The organism is Pseudomonas sp. LB3P58, assembly GCF_054897895.1.
The window spans coordinates 5,688,589-5,706,641 of the sequence record NZ_JBUBVE010000001.1 but is presented as its reverse complement, the minus strand read 5'-3'; the positions used below and the strand labels follow the sequence as shown (position 1 = coordinate 5,706,641).

The 18,053-nt window shown below is 59.1% G+C and carries 17 protein-coding genes; 11 read left to right on the top strand and 6 right to left on the bottom strand.

All coding sequences use genetic code 11. The features are described from left to right. The first annotated feature begins 17 nt into the window (after positions 1-17). The 6 genes from ACYZTZ_RS26635 to ACYZTZ_RS26610 all read left to right on the top strand — a co-directional run bounded on the left by ACYZTZ_RS26635 (position 18) and on the right by ACYZTZ_RS26610 (position 7,017). Positions 18-1,382 carry an aspartate aminotransferase family protein gene (locus ACYZTZ_RS26635; RefSeq protein ID WP_462000155.1) on the top strand — a complete coding sequence of 455 codons (1,365 nt, stop codon included), beginning with the start codon at positions 18-20 and terminating at the stop codon, positions 1,380-1,382. A 182-nt stretch (positions 1,383-1,564) separates the two neighbouring features. After that, positions 1,565-2,662, top strand: a complete 1,098-nt coding sequence (locus ACYZTZ_RS26630; RefSeq protein WP_046045154.1) for a polyamine ABC transporter substrate-binding protein — start codon at positions 1,565-1,567, stop codon at positions 2,660-2,662. Positions 2,663-2,899: 237 nt separating this feature from the next. Beyond that, positions 2,900-3,997 carry a polyamine ABC transporter substrate-binding protein gene (locus ACYZTZ_RS26625; protein ID WP_046045155.1) on the top strand — a complete coding sequence of 366 codons (1,098 nt, stop codon included), beginning with the start codon at positions 2,900-2,902 and terminating at the stop codon, positions 3,995-3,997. 73 nt (positions 3,998-4,070) lie between these two features. Beyond that, positions 4,071-5,213: an ABC transporter ATP-binding protein gene (locus ACYZTZ_RS26620; RefSeq protein ID WP_046045156.1), complete on the top strand. Its 1,143-nt coding sequence runs from the start codon at positions 4,071-4,073 to the stop codon at positions 5,211-5,213. After that, complete coding sequence (locus ACYZTZ_RS26615) at positions 5,210-6,130, top strand: ABC transporter permease subunit (RefSeq protein ID WP_462000154.1); 921 nt, start codon at positions 5,210-5,212, stop codon at positions 6,128-6,130. The genes ACYZTZ_RS26620 and ACYZTZ_RS26615 overlap by 4 nt, the downstream gene beginning before the upstream one ends. Further along, complete coding sequence (locus ACYZTZ_RS26610; RefSeq protein WP_046045158.1) at positions 6,127-7,017, top strand: ABC transporter permease subunit; 891 nt, start codon at positions 6,127-6,129, stop codon at positions 7,015-7,017. The genes ACYZTZ_RS26615 and ACYZTZ_RS26610 overlap by 4 nt, the downstream gene beginning before the upstream one ends. A gap of 141 nt (positions 7,018-7,158) precedes the next feature. On the opposite strand, the gene ACYZTZ_RS26605 is transcribed toward ACYZTZ_RS26610, so the two are convergent. Continuing rightward, positions 7,159-7,800, bottom strand: coding sequence for an HD domain-containing protein (locus ACYZTZ_RS26605; RefSeq protein WP_046045159.1), 642 nt, complete (start codon positions 7,798-7,800; stop codon positions 7,159-7,161). A 215-nt stretch (positions 7,801-8,015) separates the two neighbouring features. Between ACYZTZ_RS26605 and ACYZTZ_RS26600 the strand changes: the two genes are divergently transcribed. Continuing rightward, a complete protein-coding gene (locus ACYZTZ_RS26600; RefSeq protein WP_056739111.1) occupies positions 8,016-8,981 on the top strand; it encodes a GlxA family transcriptional regulator in 966 nt (321 codons plus the stop codon). A 123-nt stretch (positions 8,982-9,104) separates the two neighbouring features. Here the strand turns inward: ACYZTZ_RS26600 and ACYZTZ_RS26595 are convergent, their stop codons facing one another. Continuing rightward, positions 9,105-11,516 carry a penicillin acylase family protein gene (locus ACYZTZ_RS26595; RefSeq protein WP_462000153.1) on the bottom strand — a complete coding sequence of 804 codons (2,412 nt, stop codon included), beginning with the start codon at positions 11,514-11,516 and terminating at the stop codon, positions 9,105-9,107. A 108-nt stretch (positions 11,517-11,624) separates the two neighbouring features. Beyond that, positions 11,625-12,206, bottom strand: coding sequence for a DUF6436 domain-containing protein (locus ACYZTZ_RS26590; RefSeq protein WP_046045161.1), 582 nt, complete (start codon positions 12,204-12,206; stop codon positions 11,625-11,627). A 97-nt stretch (positions 12,207-12,303) separates the two neighbouring features. Here ACYZTZ_RS26590 and bipL point away from each other — a divergent pair, with 97 nt between their 5' ends. Then, on the top strand, positions 12,304-13,251 hold the full coding sequence (gene bipL, locus ACYZTZ_RS26585) for a phospholipase BipL (RefSeq protein WP_462000152.1): 948 nt from the start codon (positions 12,304-12,306) through the stop codon (positions 13,249-13,251). A gap of 132 nt (positions 13,252-13,383) precedes the next feature. On the opposite strand, the gene ACYZTZ_RS26580 is transcribed toward bipL, so the two are convergent. After that, on the bottom strand, positions 13,384-14,136 hold the full coding sequence (locus tag ACYZTZ_RS26580) for a DUF2059 domain-containing protein (protein WP_462000151.1): 753 nt from the start codon (positions 14,134-14,136) through the stop codon (positions 13,384-13,386). Positions 14,137-14,244: 108 nt separating this feature from the next. On the opposite strand from ACYZTZ_RS26580, the gene ACYZTZ_RS26575 reads away from it, so the two are divergent. After that, on the top strand, positions 14,245-14,877 hold the full coding sequence (locus ACYZTZ_RS26575; RefSeq protein ID WP_462000150.1) for a 2OG-Fe(II) oxygenase: 633 nt from the start codon (positions 14,245-14,247) through the stop codon (positions 14,875-14,877). A gap of 2 nt (positions 14,878-14,879) precedes the next feature. Beyond that, the gene (locus ACYZTZ_RS26570; protein WP_462000149.1) at positions 14,880-15,365 is read left to right on the top strand and encodes a 2-thiouracil desulfurase family protein; all 486 of its coding nucleotides are present in this window, start codon (positions 14,880-14,882) and stop codon (positions 15,363-15,365) included. 218 nt (positions 15,366-15,583) lie between these two features. Here ACYZTZ_RS26570 and ACYZTZ_RS26565 read toward each other — a convergent pair whose 3' ends face one another. Then, positions 15,584-16,168 carry a transporter substrate-binding domain-containing protein gene (locus tag ACYZTZ_RS26565; protein WP_462000148.1) on the bottom strand — a complete coding sequence of 195 codons (585 nt, stop codon included), beginning with the start codon at positions 16,166-16,168 and terminating at the stop codon, positions 15,584-15,586. Between the two features lie 135 nt (positions 16,169-16,303). Here ACYZTZ_RS26565 and ACYZTZ_RS26560 point away from each other — a divergent pair, with 135 nt between their 5' ends. Further along, the gene (locus ACYZTZ_RS26560) at positions 16,304-16,729 is read left to right on the top strand and encodes a DUF4399 domain-containing protein (protein WP_462000147.1); all 426 of its coding nucleotides are present in this window, start codon (positions 16,304-16,306) and stop codon (positions 16,727-16,729) included. Positions 16,730-16,804: 75 nt separating this feature from the next. On the opposite strand, the gene serA is transcribed toward ACYZTZ_RS26560, so the two are convergent. Then, the gene (gene serA, locus ACYZTZ_RS26555; protein ID WP_046045168.1) at positions 16,805-18,034 is read right to left on the bottom strand and encodes a phosphoglycerate dehydrogenase; all 1,230 of its coding nucleotides are present in this window, start codon (positions 18,032-18,034) and stop codon (positions 16,805-16,807) included. Positions 18,035-18,053 lie beyond the last annotated feature (19 nt).

Below are 18,053 nucleotides of genomic sequence, written 5' to 3'. Positions count from 1 at the left end.
TTTTTAAGGAGATTCGCATGACCAGCAACAACCCGAAAACCCGTGAATGGCAAACCCTGAGCAACGATCACCACCTGGCCCCGTTCAGCGACTTCAAGCAGCTGAAAGAGAAAGGCCCGCGGATCATCACCAACGCCAAGGGCGTTTACCTCTGGGACAGCGAAGGCAACAAGATCCTCGACGGCATGGCCGGCCTGTGGTGCGTAGCCATCGGCTACGGTCGCGATGAACTGGCCGATGCCGCCAGTAAACAAATGCGCGAACTGCCTTACTACAACCTGTTTTTCCAGACGGCTCACCCGCCGGTGCTGGAACTGGCCAAGGCCATCTCCGATGTCGCGCCTGAAGGCATGAACCACGTGTTCTTCACCGGTTCCGGTTCCGAAGGCAACGACACCATGCTGCGTATGGTTCGTCACTACTGGGCGATCAAGGGCCAGCCGAAGAAGAAAGTCATCATCAGCCGCAAGAACGGTTATCACGGTTCAACCGTGGCCGGCGCGAGCCTGGGTGGCATGACGTACATGCACGAACAAGGCGATTTGCCGATCCCGGGCATCGTCCACATCGCGCAGCCGTACTGGTTCGCTGAAGGCGGCGAGATGACACCGGAAGAGTTCGGTATCTGGGCGGCCAATCAGCTGGAAGAGAAGATTCTGGAAGTCGGCGTGGACAATGTCGGTGCCTTTATTGCCGAGCCGATCCAGGGTGCCGGTGGCGTGATCATTCCGCCAGACACCTACTGGCCGCGCATCAAGGAAATCCTCGCCAAGTACGACATTCTGTTCGTGGCTGACGAAGTGATCTGTGGTTTCGGCCGTACCGGTGAGTGGTTCGGTAGCGATTTCTACGACCTCAAACCCGACATGATGACCATCGCCAAAGGCCTGACGTCCGGCTACATCCCTATGGGTGGCCTGATCGTGCGTGACGAAGTGGTTGCGGTGCTCAACGAAGGTGGCGATTTCAACCACGGCTTCACCTATTCCGGGCACCCGGTGGCCGCTGCGGTGGCACTGGAAAACATCCGCATCCTGCGCGAAGAAAAAATTATCGAGCGCGTTCATGCAGAAACGGCACCCTATTTGCAAAAGCGTCTACGGGAACTGAACGATCACCCGTTGGTGGGGGAAGTGCGTGGGGTGGGCCTGCTGGGGGCGATCGAGCTGGTGCAGGACAAGGCCACTCGCAAGCGTTACGAAGGCAAGGGCGCCGGTATGATCTGCCGCACGTTCTGCTTCGAAAACGGCCTGATCATGCGCGCCGTCGGCGACACCATGATCATTGCTCCGCCACTGGTGATTACACCGGCTGAAATCGATGAGTTGGTGACCAAGGCACGCAAGTGTCTGGACCTGACCCTGAGTGCATTGCAGGGCTAAGTGCTAGGCTCTGAGCGGGGTGCGAAGTTCGCATTTCGCTCAGCGCAAACAAAGGATGGGGCTTTCCTTGAAAGCCTGCCTTGGATCTTGCCAGACTACCGGTTGTTTCAGATGCCCAGGAAAGGCCGCTGAACACGTGGTTAAAAAGAAAAATTGGAGCATTACCCATGAAGGCATTAGGTATGAAGATAGCTGGCAAGACCCTCCTCGCCATGTCCCTGATGGGCGTGATGGCGGGCGCCGTTCAGGCGGACGATAAAGTTCTTCACGTGTACAACTGGTCCGATTACATCGCACCGGACACCATCGCGAACTTTGAGAAAGAGTCCGGGATCAAGGTGGTGTACGACGTTTTTGATAGCAACGAAACCCTGGAAGCGAAGTTGCTGGCAGGCAAGTCCGGCTACGACATCGTCGTACCGTCGAACAACTTCCTGGCCAAGCAGATCAAGGCCGGCGTTTACCAGAAGCTGGACAAGTCCAAGCTGCCTAACTGGAAAAACCTGAACCCTGACCTGCTTAAAGCAGTATCGGTGAGCGACCCGGGCAACGAACACGCCTTCCCTTACATGTGGGGTTCGATCGGTATCGGCTTCAACGCCGAGAAGGTCAAGGCTGCACTGGGGGCCGACGCACCGACCAACTCCTGGGACCTGATCTTCAAGCCTGAAAACGCCGCCAAACTGAAGTCGTGCGGTATCAGCCTGCTGGATTCGCCAACCGAGATGATTCCGGCAGCTTTGCACTACCTGGGCCTGCCGACCGACAGCCAGAAGAAAGAAGACATCGACAAGGCCGAAGCCCTGCTGCTGAAAGTCCGTCCTTCGATTGCCTACTTCCACTCGTCCAAGTACATCTCCGACCTGGCCAACGGCAACATCTGCGTAGCCGTGGGTTACTCGGGTGACGTCTACCAGGCCAAGTCACGTGCGGCAGAAGCCGGTGACAAGGTCAAAGTCAGCTACAACATTCCGAAAGAAGGTGCAGGCAGCTTCTACGACATGGTCGCCATCCCTAAAGATGCCGAAAACGTCGAAGGCGCCTACAAGTTCATGACTTACCTGCAGAAGCCGGAAGTCATGGCTGCAATCACCAACGCCGTGCGCTTCCCGAACGGTAACGCGGCCGCCACCCCGTTGGTTGATAAAGACATCACCGCTGACCCGGGCATCTACCCGCCGGCGGACGTGCAGGCCAAGTTGTACGCGATTGCCGACTTGCCGGCCGCGACCCAGCGGATCCTGACTCGCAGTTGGACCAAGATCAAATCGGGTAAATAAGTAAAACCCTGTAGCAGCTGCCGCAGGCTGCGTTGAGGTCCGAAGGACCTCCGCTTTTCGACAGCACAACGGCTTCGCAGTTGAACGCAGCCTGCGGCAGCGGCTACAGGGATCTTCATAAAGTTTGCTGGAACGGTTTTTCGAGGGTAAGTTGCGCGCCGGTTTTGTTGCCAGGCAGCCATGGCTGTCATGTAACGCGGGGCAACTTGGGCCCAACTAATTTTAGAGGACCTCCACGTGCCATTTTTTTCTTTGTTGCGCAATGCACTGCTGGTCGGCGCCGGACTGACGCTTGCCGTTAGTGTCCAGGCGGCTGGCACCGTGCATATTTATAACTGGTCGGACTACATCGGTTCGACGACCCTGGCAGACTTCCAGAAAGAAACCGGCATCAAGCCGGTGTATGACGTCTTCGACTCTAACGAAACCCTGGAAGGCAAGTTGCTGGCCGGGCGTACCGGTTATGACGTGGTCGTGCCGTCCAACCACTTCCTTGGCAAGCAGATCAAGGCGGGCGCTTTCCAGAAACTCGACAAGTCCAAGCTCACCAACTATGCCAACCTCGACCCGGTGCTGCTCAAGCGCCTGGAGCAAAACGATCCGGGTAACCAGTACGCCGTGCCGTATCTGTGGGGCACTAACGGCATCGGTTACAACGTCGACAAGGTCAAGGCTGTGCTTGGCCTCGACAAGATCGATTCCTGGGATGTGGTGTTCGAACCGGAGAACATCAAGAAACTGCACAGCTGTGGCGTGGCGTTCCTCGACTCCGCCGATGAAATGATGCCTACGGTCCTCAACTACATGGGCCTGAACGCTAACAGCACCAACCCCGAAGACTACAAAAAGGCCGAAGCCAAGTTGCTGGCGGTGCGGCCTTACGTGACCTATTTCCACTCCTCCAAATACATCGCGGACCTGGCCAACGGCGACATCTGCGTGGCGATCGGTTTTTCCGGCGACATGTTCCAGGCCAAGGCCCGCGCGGCTGAAGCCGGCAAGGGCATGAACATCGCCTACTCGATTCCGAAAGAGGGCGGCGCGCTCTGGTTCGACATGCTGGCGATCCCCAAGGATGCGGCCAACGTCAAGGACGCCCATGCCTTCATCAACTATTTGCTGAAACCTGAGGTGATCGCCCAGGTCAGTGATTCCGTGGGTTACGCCAACCCTAACCCAGGGTCGGACAAGCTGATGGAACAGTCCATTCGCACCGACGAATCGGTTTATCCACCGCAAGCAGTTATCGACAAGACTTACGTGTCTATCGAGTTACCACCAAACATTCAACGTTTGATGACCCGCAGCTGGACCAAGGTCAAGTCGGGTAAATAGCTTCAAGGCTCAAACTATCCAAGGTTGGCTCACCTTGAGCGAACTGCACTCTTTTTTTCTGGGAGTTTCGTAAATGGCAGTTGCCTCCGGCGCCTATAAGAAAGCCCTCGAGGGCGACCAATCACCTAAACAGGTGTTGGTCAAAATCGACCGGGTCACGAAGAAGTTCGACGAGACGATTGCCGTGGACGATGTGTCCCTGGAAATCAAGAAAGGCGAGATTTTCGCCCTGCTCGGCGGTTCGGGATCGGGCAAATCCACGTTGCTGCGCATGCTCGCAGGCTTCGAACGGCCCACGGAGGGGCGCATTTTCCTCGATGGCGTAGACATCACCGACATGCCGCCGTACGAGCGACCGATCAACATGATGTTTCAGTCCTACGCCTTGTTCCCGCACATGACCGTGGCGCAGAACATTGCCTTCGGTCTCAAACAGGACAAGATCCCCGCCGCTGAAGTCGATGCGCGCGTGGCCGACATGCTCAAGCTTGTACAGATGAGCCAGTACGCCAAACGCAAGCCGCATCAGTTGTCCGGTGGTCAGCGTCAGCGTGTGGCCCTGGCGCGTTCGTTGGCCAAGCGGCCGAAGCTGTTGCTGCTCGACGAGCCGATGGGTGCTCTGGACAAGAAGCTGCGTTCGCAAATGCAGCTTGAGCTTGTCGAGATCATCGAGCGGGTCGGCGTAACCTGCGTCATGGTGACCCACGACCAGGAAGAGGCCATGACCATGGCCGAGCGCATCGCGATCATGCACCTGGGCTGGATCGCCCAGATCGGCAGCCCGATCGACATCTACGAAACCCCGACCAGTCGCCTGGTCTGCGAGTTCATCGGCAACGTCAACATCTTCGACGGTGAAGTGATCGACGACGCCGAAGGCCACGCGACCATCACCTGCAAGGACCTGGACCGCCAGATTTACGTGGGCCACGGCATCAGCACGTCGGTGCAGGACAAATCCGTGACCTATGCGATCCGTCCGGAAAAACTGCTGGTGACGCCGACCATGCCGACCTGTGAATACAACTGGTCCAGCGGCAAGGTGCACGACATCGCCTACCTCGGTGGCCACTCGGTGTTCTACGTCGAACTGCCGAGCGGCAAGATCGTCCAGTCTTTCGTCGCCAATGCCGAGCGCCGTGGCCAGCGCCCAACCTGGGGTGACCAGGTTTACGTGTATTGGGAAGACGACAGCGGCGTGGTACTTCGCTCATGAACATGCGCAAATTCAAACGTCGACTCAGTCGAATAATTCCCGGTGGCCGCCAGTTGGTCATCGGGGTTCCGTTCATCTGGCTGTTCATGTTCTTCATGTTGCCGTTCTTCATCGTACTGAAGATCAGCTTCGCCGAAGCCGACGTGGCCATTCCGCCGTACACCGAGATCTACAGCTACCTCGACCAAAAAGTGCAGTTGCTGCTTAACCTGAGCAACTACGCGATGCTGGCCGGCGACGAGTTGTACATCGCCGCTTACCTCGGCTCGTTGAAGATGGCGCTGATCAGCACCATCCTCTGTTTGCTGATCGGCTACCCGATGGCCTACGCCATCGCCAGTGCCCGTAAAGAGATGCAAACGGTGCTGGTGCTGCTGATCATGATGCCGACCTGGACCGCGATCCTGATCCGCGTTTACGCGTGGATGGGCATCCTCAGCAACAACGGTCTGCTCAATGGTTTCCTGATGAGCATGGGCTGGATCAACGAACCGCTGCAGATCCTCAACACCAACCTCGCTGTGTACATCGGCGTGGTTTATTCGTACCTGCCGTTCATGATCCTGCCGCTCTACGCCAACCTGGTGAAGCACGACAACAGCCTGCTGGAAGCCGCATCCGATCTGGGTTCGAGCACGTTCAACAGCTTCTGGAAGATCACCATACCGCTGTCCAAAAACGGCATCGTCGCGGGCTGCATGCTGGTGTTCATTCCGGTGGTCGGCGAGTTCGTGATCCCGGAACTCCTCGGCGGTCCGGAAACCCTGATGATCGGTAAAGTGCTCTGGCAAGAGTTCTTCAACAACCGTGACTGGCCGGTGGCGTCTGCCCTGGCGGTGGTGATGCTGGCGATCCTGATTGTGCCGATCATCCTGTTCAACCGCAGTCAGGCCAAAGAAATGGAGGGTAAAGAATGAAGCGCTTCCGTTTCTCAAGCTTGATGCTGGTGCTGGGTTTACTGTTCATCTACGCGCCGATGCTGATCCTGGTGATCTACTCGTTCAACGCCTCCAAACTGGTGACGGTGTGGGGCGGCTGGTCGATCAAGTGGTACGTCGGCTTGATGGACAACACTCAACTGATGGGCTCGGTGGTGCGCTCGCTGGAAATCGCCTGCTACACGGCGGTGGCGGCGGTGGCGCTGGGTACATTGGCCGCGTTCGTCCTGACCCGTATCACCCGCTTCAAAGGTCGCACGCTGTTCGGCGGCCTGGTCACCGCGCCGCTGGTGATGCCTGAAGTGATCACCGGTCTGTCGCTGTTGCTGCTGTTCGTGGCGATGGCGCAGATGATCGGCTGGCCACAGGAGCGCGGCATCATCACCATCTGGATCGCGCACACCACGTTCTGTGCGGCGTATGTGGCGGTGGTGGTCTCGGCGCGCTTGCGTGAGCTGGACTTGTCCATCGAAGAAGCGGCCATGGACCTTGGTGCACGGCCGTGGAAGGTGTTCTTCCTGATCACCATCCCGATGATCGCGCCATCGTTGGGGGCTGGCGGCATGATGTCGTTTGCCCTGTCGCTGGATGACCTGGTGCTGGCGAGCTTCGTGTCCGGTCCGGGTTCGACGACCCTGCCGATGGAAGTGTTCTCGGCGGTACGTCTGGGCGTGAAACCCGAGATCAACGCCGTGGCCAGCCTGATTCTGCTGGCGGTATCGCTGATGACGTTCCTGGTCTGGTTCTTCAGCCGTCGTGCCGAAGAGAGTCGCAAACGTGCGATTCAGCAGGCGATCGAAGAAGGCGCTGCCGACTCCTGGAAACAGCCGGACGTGCGTCGCGCCCAGGCGCCAGAAGCGGCTTGAAGTCATGCCGGGTTGACCACAACAGTGTGGCCAACCCAGATCCAATGTGGGAGCGAGCTTGCTCGCGATGAGGGCGTAACATTCAACGAAAATGTTGAATGACAGTCCGCTATCGCGAGCAAGCTCGCTCCCACATTTTGCTTATGCCACCCAAGGGGATTTGCGGATGATCTCGACGAAGTTCATCGGTTTGAAGCCTGGCTCGCTATCCACCAGCACATCCGCGTTTACGGTGCCGAAAGTGGTGTCCGGCTTGTGTTTGAAGCCATTGGCGAACGCACACAGGATGCATTCCTTGAACCCTTCGCCACGCGGGTGGGCATGCACCACTTCTTCGCGTTGCGCGCTGGGGAACGCTGCGTAATCGATGCCCAGCACATCCATTTCAACGCCGGCAGTGACTAACGCTACGTTAGGACGCAAATGTTGCGGCACGCCCGGTGTGGTGTGCAGAGCAATCGATAGCCACACTTGCTCGATATCGTCGTCGGACAAACCGTAGGGTTTGAGGAACGCTTTGGCAGCGTTGGCACTATCGACTTCGAAGCGCTCATCGTCAGTGCGATGACCTTCCACCAGACCCAAGTCATGGAACATCGCGCCGACGTACAACAGTTCGGGGTTGTAGGCCAGTTGCTTGCGTTCACCGCTCAAGGCACCGAACAGAAACACCCGGCGCGAGTGGTGGTACAACAGGTCTGATTCGACGTCACGAATGTATTCTGTGGTGGCCTTGGCCAACGCGCTGTCGGGGATTTTGATACCGGCGATGGTGCTGCTCATGGTGCTGTCCTCGTGGGGAACGCCGTGGCGGCGCTGATGGGTTCAGTCTGTCCGCCCCTCCGAAACCGGACAATCGATCCATGGCTGCGATCCCGGCCAATGAGCATGCATATCGCGCCAACCTCGCTTGTTGGGCGCGGATTGGCTAGGGTTGAACCAGATAATCCGGGATGTACGCCGACTTTCATTTCAATACCTGGAAGGCGAATCTTGCCATGAGTAAAACCGTTGCCATCGTGGTGTTCGCAGGCGTTCAGTCTCTGGACGTCACCGGTCCCATGGATGTGTTTTGCGAAGCCAATCGTTTCCTTGAGCCGGCAGATCACTATCGACTGGAGGTGATCGGCGTCGAGCGCGGGGTGATGGCGTGTTCCAACGGTTTGTCACTCAATGCCCATCGGCATTTCAGCGAAGCGCTGGAGGCCTATGACTTGCTGCTGGTGGCCGGTGGGCCGCAGTTGCCGTTCATGGATTTCGGTGCGGCATTCGATGCCTGGCTGCGCGATGCCTGCGCGCAGGCGCAACGCTTTGGCTCGATCTGCAATGGCGCGTTCATGCTCGCCCGGGCCGGGTTGCTGGAAGGGCGAACGGTCACCACCCATTGGGGCGACGCCGCGGCGCTGGCGCAGTTGTGTCCGTCGACTCAGGTTGAGGCGGATCGCCTTTACGTGGAGGACGGCGAGCTCTACACCTCGGCGGGTGTCACGGCGGGGATTGATCTGTCGCTGTACTTGCTGGCCAGGGATCACGGTCCGGAAGTCGCATTGAGCGTGGCAAAGCGACTGGTGGTGTTCACTCAGCGCTCGGGCGGGCAGTCACAGTTCAGCCCATTCCTCACGCCACACGCCGAACCCACTTCGGCGGTGGCGTTGGTGCAGCTCTACGTGTTGGCCAACCTGACGGGCGACCTGGCAATTGCCGACCTGGCCAACGCCGCGAACATGAGTGCCCGCAACTTTTCCCGGGTGTTTGCCAAAGAGGCGAAAGTCACCCCGGCGGAATTCGTCGAACGGGCCAGGGTGGATGCGGCGCGGGTGCTGCTTGAAAGCACCCACTCGCCGCTGAAGACCGTGGCCTATCAGTGCGGATTTCGCGATGCCCAGCACATGCGCAGTGTGTTCAACCGCAGGCTGGGGGTGACGCCACAGCAGTTCAGGCTGAACTTTGCGGCGATGGTTTGACCTGACATTTTTGTCGCTTGTCAGGGCCTCATCGCGAGCAAGCTCGCTCCCACAGGAGAATGCATTCCAATGTGGGAGCGAGCTTGCTCGCGATGGCGATAGAACAGCCAATGAGATTTCGATCTACTGCGCAGCCCGCGCTGGCAATAGCTTCAACGTGCTGCGGGTGTTGGCCGTGACCTCTTCGTCGTTGAGATGCGCCTGGTAGTAGATCCCTTCGATATACGCCTCAGCCTGGTCGTCATAGTGGCTGTCGAACGGTACGCCACTCTGGCCAACCGGGTTGACGGTCAGGCTGTGGGTCGGGTCGGCGAAGTCGATCAGGCGGCGGGTCGAGGGACCATAAGTTACTGGCCACGGCGCCGGGCCGATTTTGGCCGAGAGGTTGTTCGGTACTTCGTGAGTACCGGGTGCCGCGAACGGGCCGACATTGAAGATACGATCCAGCGGCTTTTGCTGCCCCAGCGGATGGCCATGCGTCAGGGTGTGCGCCTTGCCCCACTGCCATTGCGCGAAATCGGCGCCGAGGGTGGTTTTGAGGTGAGCAATGCTCGCCTGCCACGCAACCTTGACCGTATCGGCGCGGGTTTCCTTGCCGAGGGTGTTGCGGTTGTCCCACCACGGTGAATCGGCCGTCGCGGCCAGGCGAGGCAGTGCGGAATCAATCACCCGGGTCGACAGCAGAGTCTCGAAGAAGTCATTGCCCAGTTCGTCGTGCATCGTCGCGTCAGCCAGGTTGAACAGGAACTGGTTGAACAGCGTGGCGCTGGTGGAATCGAGCGGGTAGTCGCCTTTCCACTGCGCCAGTTGCTCCACCAGCTTGAGCTCGGCGGGATCACTCACCACTTCACGTAGTACCGGCAACAACGGCGCCAACAGGCGCGGGCCGTAAGCGGTGGTGGTGCCCAGTTGCAGCTTCTGGCTGGCGTCCAGATCCCACTTGATGGTTTTGTCGCTGAGCTGGCGATTGAGCTGCTGACCTCGATCGGCCAGGTTGTAGTAACCGGGAATCTCCATGCCGGTCGGCGACACCGGCTGGAAGTTGGCCGAGACGATGTAACCGCGTGCCGGGTTCTCTTCCTGTGGGTTGGCGCTGAACGGGTAGAAACCTTCCTTGTCCGCGTCGGCGGTGCTGCCATCGAGGATGAACCCCGGACGCACACCCGCCGGACGTTTTGGCAATTGCGCCGCTGCCCACCAGCCGATGTCGCCCTTGGCGTTGGCCCAGACGATGTTCAGACCCGGCGCCTGAACCTTTGCGGAGGCACTGCGCGCCTTGGCCAGGGTGTCGGCGCGGTTGAGCTGGTAGAAGCCCTCAAGGATTGGATTCTGGCTTTCGAGAAAACCCCACCACATGGCGATTGGCGTTTTGCCGACGCCGCTGCCCAGCGCATCGTTGACGATCGGGCCGTGCGGCGACTGGCGCAGCACCAGGGTTACCGGTGTCTGGCCCTTGACCGCAATCTGCTGTTCGCTGGTCACCATGTCCACCCACTTGCCGCGATACCAGACCTGATTGGGGTTGTCCGGATTGACCTTTTCGGCAATCAGATCGAGGTCGTCGTTCTGGAACATGGTGATGCTCCAGCCGAAGTCGCGGTTCATCCCGAGGGAGGCGAACGGCATCAATGCCTGATAGTGGCCGTAGAGCTCAAAACCCGGCGCCGAGAGCTGCGCTTCATACCACACCGACGGCGCGGAAAAACGGATATGCGGGTCGCCGGCCAACAGCGGTTTACCACTTTTGGTCCGACTGCCGGAGACGGCCCAGGCGTTGCTGCCCTCGAACTGCGGCAAGCCGTTGTCGGCGAGTGCCTGTTCGCTGAGTCGGGCGAGGGCGTTGAGGTCTTTCCAGTCGGTACTGGCGAGGGGTGGCATGGCACCGCTGCGGTTTTTCGCCAGCACGCCCTTGGGCTGCCAGTCGAGATCGAAGACGTTCAGGTAGTTGGCGCCCAGTTGATCGCGCACATAGGTCAGTAACGGTTCGGTGCGAAACGCTGCGGCAAAACTGTAGGCCATGTAACCGGTGATGCTGATGGTGTCCAGAGCGGTGAACGGGCGTTTGGGTATGCCCAGTACATCAAACTCCGCAGGTTTTGGGTGGCTGTCCTGATACTGGTTGATGCCATCCAGATAGGCTTGCATGGCGATAAAGGCCGGCGACTGTTTGTCCATGTTCGCCAGGTAGGTGTCGGCGCGTTCGCGAATGCGCAAGCTGCGCATCAGCTTGTCGGTGTCGAGAAGTTTCGGGCCCAGTACCTCGGCCAGCTCGCCGCGGGCGAGGCGGCGCAGGACTTCCATCTGAAACAGCCGGTCCTGGGCGTGCACGTACCCGAGGGCGCGGTACAGGTCGGTTTCGTTCTCGGCGCGGATGTGCGGGATGCCGCGCTCGTCGTAGCGCACGGTGACCGAACCTTGCAGGTGTTGCAGCTCCACCATGCCCTGGCGTGACGGCTGCTTGCTGAAGACGTACCAACCTGCACCTGCGGCGAGCGCAACAATCAGCAGGGCGAGAACGGTCAGGCTACGTTTCATGGTGGTTCCTTGTTGTTATCTGTGGCAGCAGTTCCCTGGCGCCACTGTTTAACACGGCTTGCCGACATGGCCATCGCACTTAGGAGGGATTCGCGTCTCCTGTCAGCCTTACTTCACTGCGTCGACAGGCCACGGGCAGTAACAACCCACGGCCAGTGTGTGCGTGGCATTCACCGCGCGGCCTTCGCTCAACGCTTGCAGAATCGGTTCGATAAAGCTGTTACTCGAATTGCAGGTCAGGCCTTCGCTATACGGGCCGAAATACGCCAGTTTGCCGCTGCGATCCCAGATCGCCACGGCCGGGCTCGCGGGGATCTGTTCGGAGCCTGGCAGGACGGCGATGCTTTTCAGGCTGCTTAAGGTGCTCGGTAACTGCCCGTGGCTGCCAGGCTTTTGTACCGAATAAAACTCCACGCCTTGCGGTGCATAGTGCTCAACCAGTTCGCTCAGGTGTTGTTGGTTACCGACGTTGCACGGGCAGGCCGGGTCCCAGAAGTGCACGAGGCGGATGGCGCCGGGGCCGGCGAGATTGTCGGGCAGGCGCAGCGGGTCGCCGGAGAACACCGCGGTGTGCTCGCTGAACGCTCGCAGGTAGCGCCCCTCAAACCAGTCGTAAGCAGCCCACAGCACGCCGGCACACACGAGGGCGAGCAGGCTGGCAAGCAGTGTGGCGCGGTAGGGCGAGCGCATGGATTTCAGTCCTCGAAGGTGCGCTAGCTTGCCATGCTTGCCGCGACAGATGAATATCGCAGGTCTATAAAGTCCGTTTCGCGTTCTGGAATTGCTCATGTCTGCCACTTTCGACTCCCATCATCTGCGTGCCAGCCTGCGGCCGCTGGCCGACTGGCAGCCGCTGTCGGTGGAAGCGCTGGCTTACCAGCGTTTCTACGGGCTGGATTTTGCGGGACGTAACGTGCGCAGTGGCCTTGGACGTTTCGCGGTCGATGGTTATGAAGTGGTCAGCCAGGTCTGGTGGCCGGAGCGGGCGAAGGCGACACTGTTTTTGTTCCACGGTTTTTACGATCACACCGGGCTTTACCGGCATGTGATCGAATGGGCGCTGGATCAGGATTTTGCGGTGATTGCCTGCGACCTGCCGGGACACGGGTTGTCCAGTGGCGAACGGGCCAGCATCAAGGATTTCACCGAGTATCAGGACACGCTGCAAGGGTTGTTCACCGAAGCGCAATCCCTCGATCTGCCGCAGCCATGGCACCTGTGCGGGCAAAGCACTGGCGGCGCGATCGTGATCGATCATGTGCTCAATCAGGGCGTCAGCAGTCCGGCCCAGGGCCAGGTCATTCTGCTGTCACCGTTGGTAAGGCCGCGGGCCTGGGGTTGGTCGCAGCTCAGCTATTACCTGCTCAAGCCTTTCGTCAAAGCCATCGCCCGGCGCTTCAGCGAGAACTCCAACGACCCGGATTTTCTTCCCTTTCTGCAAGCCGATCCGTTGCAGCCGTTACGTTTGCCGACCGCCTGGGTCGGTGCGCTGTCGCGCTGGATCAAACGCATCGAAGCCGCACCGTACAGCATGCGACGACCGCTGATTGTGCAGGGGCAGGCGGACATGACCGTGGACTGGGAGCATAACCTTGAAGTATTGCGGGGCAAGTTCGATCGGCCGCAGGTGTTGATGTTGCCTGAGGCGCGGCATCACCTGGCGAATGAGACGCTGGCGTTGCGGCGGGAGTATTTCGGGTTTTTGACCAAGCGGATTAAAGGCCGGAGTCTTTAGCGGCTGTGGCGGCCCCTTCGCGAGCAAGCCCGCTCCCACATTAGATCTCCAGCGAACACTAATTTTGTGTACGGCAGCGATCAAGTGTGGGAACGGGCTTGCTCGCGAAGGGTCCCTTGCAGGCACTAAAAATTACTGGCGTAGCGTTGAAGTATCCTGCCCCACCGCCAGCCCCGCGCGAATCGCCGCCAACGCTGCCTGGTAATAAGCCTTGCCCTCGGTGGACTCGGCGAAGGTCGCGAACTCTTCCAGTTCTTCATCCGACAGGTCGCGATAGACATACAACAGCGTGTTGTTCAGGTCGCTGCCGATCTGGTCCATCAAGCGCTGACGCTGACCGTTCAACATGCCTTGAGCCTGACCACCGCCGAGCAGGCCGGGGATCATCGAACTGAGGCTGTCAGCCGCGACACCGGCAATCGCCAGGCTGACTTCAGCACCAGCCTCGCGGGCGGGCAGGGCCTGGGCCAGATGGCCGATGATCAGCATACGGCTGTCGCTGGCCTGGATCTTGGGTAAACCCTTGGCGTTTTTTGCCAGCTGATCGCGACGGGTCGCGAGCAATTCGGCGGCCACGATTTTCTTGCCCAAGGGTGACTGAAAGAACGTCAGCGCGGGTTTCGGGTCGGCGAGGGTCTTGCGTAATTGCGCTTCGGCGCGCTGGTCGACGGCCTGGGGGGCAAAGCGCTGATTGCTGTTATTCACCAGCGCCTGGAACACTGCCGGCGGCAGGCTGTTCTGGTACCGCTGCTGAGCGGCCGAAAGAGCGTCGTTGAAATGCGCGCGTTGTTCTGGCCAACCGGCGACCTTGTACAACTGGTCGTGGCCGTCTGCCCACGCGGGCAATACACAGAACATCAACAGTGAAAAAAGCAAACGGCGCATAGGGACTCCTGTCAGCAGGCGACTATTCTCCGTGTGGCATTCGTCCTTGTCGAGAATTCGTATCAACCCGCTGCGCGGCTCTGTCGGATTTTCAGGCACAGGAATACTATGCGCGGCATGCGAATACCCTCTGATCACCCGCTGCTGTTACGTATCGTCGATGACCTGGCCGAACACGGCTGGTCGCAGCAGAATATTTTCCTTCCTCTGGGTCTGACCCGGGAACTGGCGGCTGAGTGCCGCAAACGTGCTGCCGAGGGCGAATTGGCCCCGGCTGCCGTGGGACGCGGGTCGACATCCGAGATTCGCGAGGGGATTCGCGGCGACCATATCCAGTGGATCGAGCCCGGCCAGGCGTTGGCGTGCGACAGCTATCTGGATTTGATGGACAGCTTGCGCGAGGCGATGAATCGCGGTTTGTTTCTGGGCCTGGAAGATTTCGAAAGCCATTTCGCGCTGTACCCGCCCGGCGCGTTCTACCTCAAGCATGTCGACCGTTTTCGCGACGACGACCGGCGCATGGTGTCGGCGGTGGTCTATCTCAATGACGCCTGGCTGCCAGAGCACGGCGGCCAGTTGCGCATGTACCTGGATGAAAGCGTCGAACATGAAGTGGTGCCCACAGGTGGATGCCTGGTGGTGTTTCTGTCGGGTGAAGTGCCCCACGAAGTCCTGCCCGCGACCCGGGATCGCCTGTCGTTGACCGGCTGGTTTCGGCGGCGTGGCAACGAGCCGTTCTGATCATGCAAAAAATTCTGGTAAGCCGCTGTCTGCTGGGTCACCGCGTACGTTACGACGGCGGGGCCAGTGGGCCGTTCGATCAGCTTCAGCAGTGGCTTGATGAAGGTCGGGTGGTGCCGTTGTGTCCGGAAGTTGCCGGTGGCTTGCCGACGCCGAGGGCGGCGGCAGAGATTCCGGGCGGGCAGGGTGGTGAAGTGCTTGATGGCCACGCCTCAGTGATCACCACCGAGGGCGAGGACGTCAGCGCCGAGTTTCTCTCGGGGGCTTATCAGGCGTTGGAACTGGTGCAAAAGCACGGCATCCGCATTGCCGTGCTCAAGGCCAACAGCCCGTCTTGCGGGAATCTGTTGACGTATGACGGGACGTTCAGTGGTGTGAAGGTGAGTGGCGAGGGAGTGACTGCGGCGTTGCTCAGGCGCCATGGCGTGCAGGTCTTCAGCGAGCTCGAGTTGGTTGAGGCAGCGGTGGCTTTGGATGCTTTGGGCTGATCCAGAATTCACCCCCTCACCCTAACCCTCTCCCCAGGGGGCGAGGGGACTGATCGTGGGGAACTGAAGAAATTTCGCGACCTGAAAGTCTTTGTGTTGAATCCATAATCGACTCCATCTTTCAGGTCGATGGATAGCGCCAGACACCTCGGTCAGTCCCCTCGCCCCCTGGGGAGAGGGTTAGGGTGAGGGGCTGGATCTAAAGAGCGACAAAATTCTTAAGGCTTGGGCGCCACACCCGCATCCGCCCCCAACCACTTCTGTTCCAGTGCCTCCAATCGCCCATCCGCCTTGATCCGCTGCAGTGCGTTCTCCAGGCTAGCGTGAAACGCCGGGTTACCTTTCTGAAACGGAATCGCCAGGCTCACTGCCGGGCCAGCCTTCGGCTTCTGTTCCGTCAACGACTGCACCAGCAGAATCGAACGTGGCTCTTCCTTCTGCGCGATCAATTGCGCGTTGGTGTGAATGTAAGGTTCGCTGAAGTCGAAACGATCCTTGAGGTCCGGGGTCACTGCTATGTGGTTGATGGCGATGTCGTATTTACCGCTTTCGACACCGTTCAACAGGTCGTCGGAATCGGTAACGACGAAGTCGGCCCGCACATCCAACTCGTTGGCCAGCAGTTGACCCAACTCGACTTCGAAGCCCGAAAGTTGGCCATCGTCCTTGAAATTGAAGGGCGGTGTATTAGCCTCAAGGGCAATACGCAATTCGCCACGGTCGTTTACATCGTCAATCATTTCGGCATGAGCCAAAGGGCTCAGAAGGGGTAGCAGGCAGATCAGGCCAGGCAGAAAACGCATGGTCACTCCTTTGAATTCATTATCGCGATGCTCTGGTTCAGGCTCGCTTTGCTATGGTTGTCGTGTGCCTTCGACAACGAATGGCCGTGAAGTTGTCATGGCCACACGGATTTTACGGAAAAACTGGAGAAGAGAATGAAAACCTTTATGTCACGAGCAGCATTGGCTGGCCTGTTGATGGGGGCTTCGATGCTGGCAACGGCTGCTACCCCGGCTCCCAAAGGTGCAGAAGTGTCCATCGTTTCTCCTGCGGATGGAGCCACGGTTCCGCAAACCGTCGTCGTCAAGTTCGCTGTCGAGAACATTGCGCTGGCGCCAGCGGGCGATGTCACCAAGAACACCGGCCATCACCACTTGCTGATCGATGTCGATCAACTGCCGGCCGCCGGTTCGCCGATCCCCAACGATGCCAATCACCTGCATTTCGGCAAGGCGCAGACCCAGGCTGAAGTAAAGCTGACGCCGGGTAAACACACCTTGCAGCTGGAACTGGGCGATAGCGGCCACATGCCGTTCGATCCGCCGATCGTGTCGGAGAAAATCACCGTCAACGTTAAGTAACCTGCTCGGAATAAAGAACCGCGCCCATGAAAAAGGAGCCCCCAAGGGCTCCTTTTTTTGTCACTCAAGTCACTATCAGAACAACACGCGGCAACGAATGGTGCCGTTGATGTGCTGCAGCTTCTCTTGGGCAATTTCCGAGTAATCGGCGTCGACGTCGATCACGACGTAGCCGACTTTCTCGTTGGTCTGCAGGAACTGACCGGAAATGTTGATGCCGTTTTCGGCGAAGACCTTGTTGATCTCGCTCATCACACCCGGAATGTTCTCGTGGATGTGCAGCAGACGGTGCTTGCCAGGGTGAGCCGGCAGGGCCACTTCCGGGAAGTTCACCGACGATACCGAGGTACCGTTGTCGCTGTACTTGACCAGTTTTTCAGCCACTTCCAGACCGATGTTGGCTTGCGCTTCAGCGGTGGAACCGCCGATGTGCGGGGTCAGGATCACGTTGTCCAGGCCACGCAGCGGGCTTTCGAACTCTTCTTCGTTGGAGCGAGGCTCTACCGGGAATACGTCGATGGCCGCGCCGATCAGGTGCTTGTCCTTGATCGCGTCCGCCAGCGCTTGCAGTTCAACTACAGTGCCGCGAGCCGCGTTGATCAGGATGCCGCCCTTCTTGATCGCACGGATTTCTTTCTCGCCGATCATCCACTGGGTCGCAGCGGTTTCCGGAACGTGCAGGGTCACGATGTCGGACATGCCCAGCAGCTCGGTCAGGTTACCGACCTGAGTCGCGTTGCCCAATGGCAGCTTGGTCACGGTGTCGTAGAAGTACACCTGCATGCCCAGGCCTTCAGCCAGGACCGACAGTTGAGTACCGATCGAGCCGTAACCGACGATGCCGAGCTTCTTGCCACGGATTTCGAAGGAGTTGGCCGCGCTCTTGATCCAGCCGCCACGGTGGCAGGAAGCGTTCTTCTCAGGGATGCCGCGCAGCAACAGGATCGCTTCGGCCAGCACCAGCTCGGCAACGGAGCGAGTGTTGGAGTACGGAGCGTTGAACACTGCGATGCCGCGTTCGCGGGCAGCATTAAGGTCAACCTGGTTGGTGCCGATGCAGAAACAGCCGACAGCGACCAGTTTCTTCGCCTGATCGAAGATCTCTTCGGTCAGTTGAGTGCGGGAGCGAATGCCGATGAAGTGAGCATCAGCGATCTTTTCCTTCAGCTGGGCTTCCGGCAGAGAACCTGTGAGGTACTCGATGCTGGTGTAGCCCGCCGACTTGAGGACGTCGACAGCCGATTGGTGGACGCCTTCGAGAAGAAGGAACTTGATCTTGCTCTTATCGAGAGAAGTCTTGCTCATCTGCGTAAACCTGTATCCC